General features: G+C 68.1%; 5 protein-coding genes. 2 read left to right on the top strand and 3 right to left on the bottom strand.

Going from position 1 to position 4,169, the window contains the following annotated elements; translation table 11 throughout:
- Positions 1–35 precede the first annotated feature (35 nt).
- From AC07XP_RS31990 to AC07XP_RS32000, 3 genes are all read right to left on the bottom strand, one after another.
- Positions 36–725, bottom strand: a complete 690-nt coding sequence (locus AC07XP_RS31990) for a GntR family transcriptional regulator (RefSeq protein ID WP_099793338.1) — start codon at positions 723–725, stop codon at positions 36–38.
- Between the two features lie 115 nt (positions 726–840).
- Positions 841–1,308 (bottom strand): Lrp/AsnC ligand binding domain-containing protein, encoded by a 468-nt coding sequence (locus tag AC07XP_RS31995; protein WP_062478450.1) that lies wholly within the window; start codon positions 1,306–1,308, stop codon positions 841–843.
- 143 nt (positions 1,309–1,451) lie between these two features.
- Complete coding sequence (locus AC07XP_RS32000) at positions 1,452–1,907, bottom strand: hypothetical protein (protein ID WP_095950083.1); 456 nt, start codon at positions 1,905–1,907, stop codon at positions 1,452–1,454.
- A 252-nt stretch (positions 1,908–2,159) separates the two neighbouring features.
- Between AC07XP_RS32000 and AC07XP_RS32005 the strand changes: the two genes are divergently transcribed.
- The gene (locus tag AC07XP_RS32005) at positions 2,160–3,434 is read left to right on the top strand and encodes a Glu/Leu/Phe/Val family dehydrogenase (protein WP_062478443.1); all 1,275 of its coding nucleotides are present in this window, start codon (positions 2,160–2,162) and stop codon (positions 3,432–3,434) included.
- A gap of 104 nt (positions 3,435–3,538) precedes the next feature.
- On the top strand, positions 3,539–4,169 hold a 631-nt coding region (locus AC07XP_RS32010; RefSeq protein WP_495266925.1), incomplete at its 3' end, for a DUF2242 domain-containing protein.

Raw genomic sequence — 4,169 nt, forward strand, 5'->3', positions numbered from 1 at the left:
GAAACGGGAGGGAGGGAGAGGGCGCGGCAGCCGCGTCAGGCGGCGGCGCTGGACGACGGGGTGCGGGAGGCGCTGCCGTCGAAGTGCTGCAACACGTTCATCGCCGAGTTGGCCGCATGGCTGTGCATGGCGGCGGCGGCGGCGTCACCGTCGTGCGCCAGCAGGGCGGCAACGAGGGCTTCGTGCTCGACATGGGAATGCTGCAGGCGGTTTTCCGTCGTGAAGAAGCCTTGCGAGCGGAAGGGCGCGAGGCGCTGGCGCAGGCTCAGCGCGAGGTCCTGCAGCGTCTTGTTGCGGGCGCCGGCGTAGATCAGCGCGTGGAATTCCTCGTTCAGCGCGGCGTAGGCCTTGGCGTCGCCCTCGGCGGCGGCGCGCCCGGCTTGCTGATGAACGAACTCGATGCGCTTGCGCTCCGACGGCGCGGCGCGCAGCGCGCACAGCTTGGCGCACAGGGCTTCCAGTTCGCCGGAGGCTTCGAAGAGGCCGTCCAGGTCGGCGGGCGCCATCGTCGCGACCGAGAAGCCGCGGCGCGGCAGGTGCTCGATCAGCCGGGTCGAGGCCAGCTGGCGCAGCGCATCGCGCACCGGGCTGCGCGAGACGCCGAAGCGCGTTGCGATCGTCTGTTCGTCCAGGCGCTCGCCCGGTTGGAAACGGCGCAGCACGATTTCCTCGGCCAGGCGGTCCGAGATGGTCTGGGACAGCGTTTTTCCAGGCTCGTTTTCCATGGTTTGCTTCTTCGGAGGCGCGTCGCCCCGCTCGGTGCGCGGCGACATATTGTCGACAAAATTTAATTGTCGCATGCAATAACGCCAGCCCAAACGCCCCGGGCGGGCGTGCGCCTCAGACCCCCAGTGGCAGGCGCGCGCTGCTCTTCACCTCTTCCATCACTGCATACGTGCGCGTCTCGCGCACGCCGGGCAACTGCCACAGCACCGTGCCGGCGAACTCGCGGTAGGCGGCCATGTCGGCCATGCGGGTCTTGAGGAGGTAGTCGAAGCCGCCGGCGACCATGTGGCATTCCATGATCTCGTCGCGCACCTGCACGGCGGCCTTGAACTGGTCGAAGACGTTGGCGGTGGTGCGGTCGAGCAGCACCTCGACGAACACGGTGAAGCCGCGCCCCAGCTTGTAGGGGTCGAGGCGGGCCTCGTAGCCCAGGATAAAGCCGTCGCGCGTGAGGCGCTGCACGCGCGCCAGCACGGCGGTGGGGGAAAGCGCGACCGCCTCCGCCAGCTTGAGGTTGGTGATGCGGCCGTCTTCCTGAAGGATCTTCAGCAGGCGCAGATCGATGCGGTCCAGATCAAGCATTCGAGGATTATCCGGCGCACACATCGATCGACTGCAAGAAATGCGGCCTATTTGCCACGGCCATAGGAGATAGAACCAAGGAAATGCCGTTGGACTACCCTTTCGCAGTCATTTGAACTACCGAAAGCCGTGGGTCACCGCATTCAACGCACCGTGGTCGAGCCCGGTGCGGCAGCCTGGCGGCCCGAGAGCTGGTCGACCAGCGCACCGTAGGCCGGGCCTTCGCGCAGCTTGGTGTACGCAGCCTGGGCTTCGCGGTAGCCGGGGCGCGACGTGTCGGCGCCGGCTTCGCCCGACTGCTGGGCGGCCAGGCCCGAGCGGATCCACAGCTGCGTGTCGGCGGCCACGGCGGCGCGGCTGTTGGCCGAGACCACGACCGGCTCCTGGCCCATGTTCTCGTTGTAGCCCTGGGTGGGCGCGGTCTTCAGCCACTGCTGGGCGTCGGCCGTCACGGCGGCGCGCGTCGTCGACGACGCGAAGGGCGCGGGACGCGGGTCGCCTTCGGCGTAGTTGCCGGCAAAGCTCGGCGCGGCGGCCAGGCCCAGCAGGGCGGCGACGGCGGCGGTGTTCAGAAGGCGGGTGGTGGCAGACAGCTTCATGTTCGTTCACTCCTTGAGGTGGTTGCTTGGTTGGTGAGAACGACTGTACGAAGCGCATCCACGCGACCGATAACGTCTGGATGACGGTTTTGTCATGTGCGTATCCACCTGCATCGGGCCGCGCCGAGAGGGACCGCAAGGGGCCTTCCAACTTCTCTTGCATAACCGCCATCGCGGCATGCATAAGCCATGGCGCGCGGCCCGCAGTCGGAATATCGTTGCGCCCATCCATTCCAACCAAGGGAATCTTCCATGAACGAGAAACTCTCCTTCGTCAATCCGACGGCCAACAGCCCCTGGGGCACCTACCTGTCGCAGGTCGATCGTGTCGTGCCGTACCTCGGCCCGCTGGCACGCTGGGTCGAAACCCTCAAGCGCCCCAAGCGCGCGCTGATCGTCGACGTGCCGATCGAGATGGACAACGGCACCATCGCCCACTTCGAGGGCTACCGCGTGCAGCACAACATGAGCCGCGGCCCAGGCAAGGGCGGCGTGCGCTTCCACCCCGACGTCACGCTGGAAGAAGTGATGGCGCTGTCGGCCTGGATGACCATCAAGACCGCTGCCGTCAACCTGCCGTACGGCGGTGCCAAGGGCGGCATCCGCGTCGACCCGAAGAAGCTGTCGCTGCAAGAACTCGAGAAGGTCACGCGCCGCTACACCAGCGAGATCGGCATCATCATCGGCCCGCACACCGACATCCCCGCGCCCGACGTGAACACCAACGCGCAGATCATGGCGTGGATGATGGACACCTACTCGATGAACGTCGGCGGCACCGCCACCGGCGTGGTCACCGGCAAGCCGCTGCACCTGGGCGGCTCGCTGGGCCGCGTGAAGGCCACCGGCCGCGGCGTGTTCGTCACCGGCCGTGAAGCGGCCCGCCGCCTGGGCATGGACCTGCGCGGCGCGCGCATCGCGGTGCAGGGCTTCGGCAACGTGGGCTCGGTCGCGGCCGAACTCTTCGTCGAAGCAGGCGCCAAGATCGTTGCGGTGCAGGACCACACCGGCACCATCGTGAACACCAACGGCCTCGATCTGACCCAGCTGGTGCCCATCTCGCGCACCGACGGCGTGGTCGGCTTCAAGGCCGGCGGCGACATCGTGCCAAACGAAGACTTCTGGGACGTGGCCTGCGACATCCTGATCCCCGCCGCCCTCGAAGGCCAGCTCACGGCCGAGCGCGCCAAGAAGACCACCGCCAAGCTGGTGCTCGAAGGCGCCAACGGCCCGACGGTGCCCGAGGCCGACGACATCCTGGCCGAGCGCGGCGTGCTGGTCGTGCCCGACGTGATCTGCAACGCCGGCGGCGTGACGGTCTCGTACTTCGAATGGGTGCAGGACTTCTCGTCCTTCTTCTGGGACGAGGACGAGATCAACGTGCGCCTCGACCGCATCATGATGAACGCGCTCAACCAGATCTGGGACACGGCCGACAAGCACAAGATCCCGCTGCGCACCGCCACCTACGCGGTGGCCTGCGAGCGCATCCTGATGGCGCGCCAGGAACGCGGTCTGTACCCCTGACGCGATCTCCGGGGCTTGCAGGGCCTTTCGGGAACCCCCGGCCTGCCGGGGGCTCGAAGCGAAGCCGCCGGTTGGTTAGCATCCGGTGTCCTTCCCGCCCTGCCATGCCCCAGACCTCTTCTGCCGCTTTCTTCGCTTCGCCGGCCCGCGTGCCGGCGTTTCTGTTCCCGGGCCTGCTGTCGGCCCTGTTGCTGGCCGGCTGCGGCAGCTTCGGCAAGGGGCAGGCCTACGAGCCCGAAGACTTCGACTCCACCACCACCCACACGCGCAACTACGCCGCCAGCGAGGCCCAGACCTGCGAGGCGGCGCGCCGTGCGCTGCTGAGCCAGGGCTACATGGTCACGGCCGCCAACGCCGACCTGGTGACCGCGCGCAAGAGCTTCCAGCCCGCGGCCGAGACGCACGTCGAGGTCGAGTTCCGCGTGGTCTGCGCGCGGGAAGGGGGCGCCGGCAGCGCCTCGGCCGGCCGCAGCACCGTGGCCTTCGCGACCGCATTGCAGGACCGCTACGGCCTGAAGAAGGGCAGCAATTCGGCCAGCCTGGGCGTGGGCGCCATCGGCTCGCTCTCGCTGCCCTTCGGCGGCAGCAACGAGGCGATGGTCAAGGTGGCGAGCCAGACGCTCACGGACGAACGTTTCTACGACCGCTTCTTCACGCTGGTCGAGCGCTTCCTGCAGGGCGGCGGCCCCGACATGCCGGCCGATGCTGAGGACGCGCCGAAGCCCGCCCCCCGCC

Source organism: Variovorax sp. GW531-E2 (assembly GCF_059423125.1).

What these genes read in the sequence shown, in the direction of transcription:
- AC07XP_RS32005 (WP_062478443.1), top strand. Translation starts at nt 2,160, where the DNA reads ATGAACGAGAAACTCTCCTTCGTCAATCCGACGGCCAACAGCCCCTGG.
- AC07XP_RS31990 (WP_099793338.1), bottom strand. Translation starts at nt 725, where the DNA reads ATGGAAAACGAGCCTGGAAAAACGCTGTCCCAGACCATCTCGGACCGC.
- AC07XP_RS32000 (WP_095950083.1), bottom strand. Translation starts at nt 1,907, where the DNA reads ATGAAGCTGTCTGCCACCACCCGCCTTCTGAACACCGCCGCCGTCGCC.
- AC07XP_RS31995 (WP_062478450.1), bottom strand. Translation starts at nt 1,308, where the DNA reads ATGCTTGATCTGGACCGCATCGATCTGCGCCTGCTGAAGATCCTTCAG.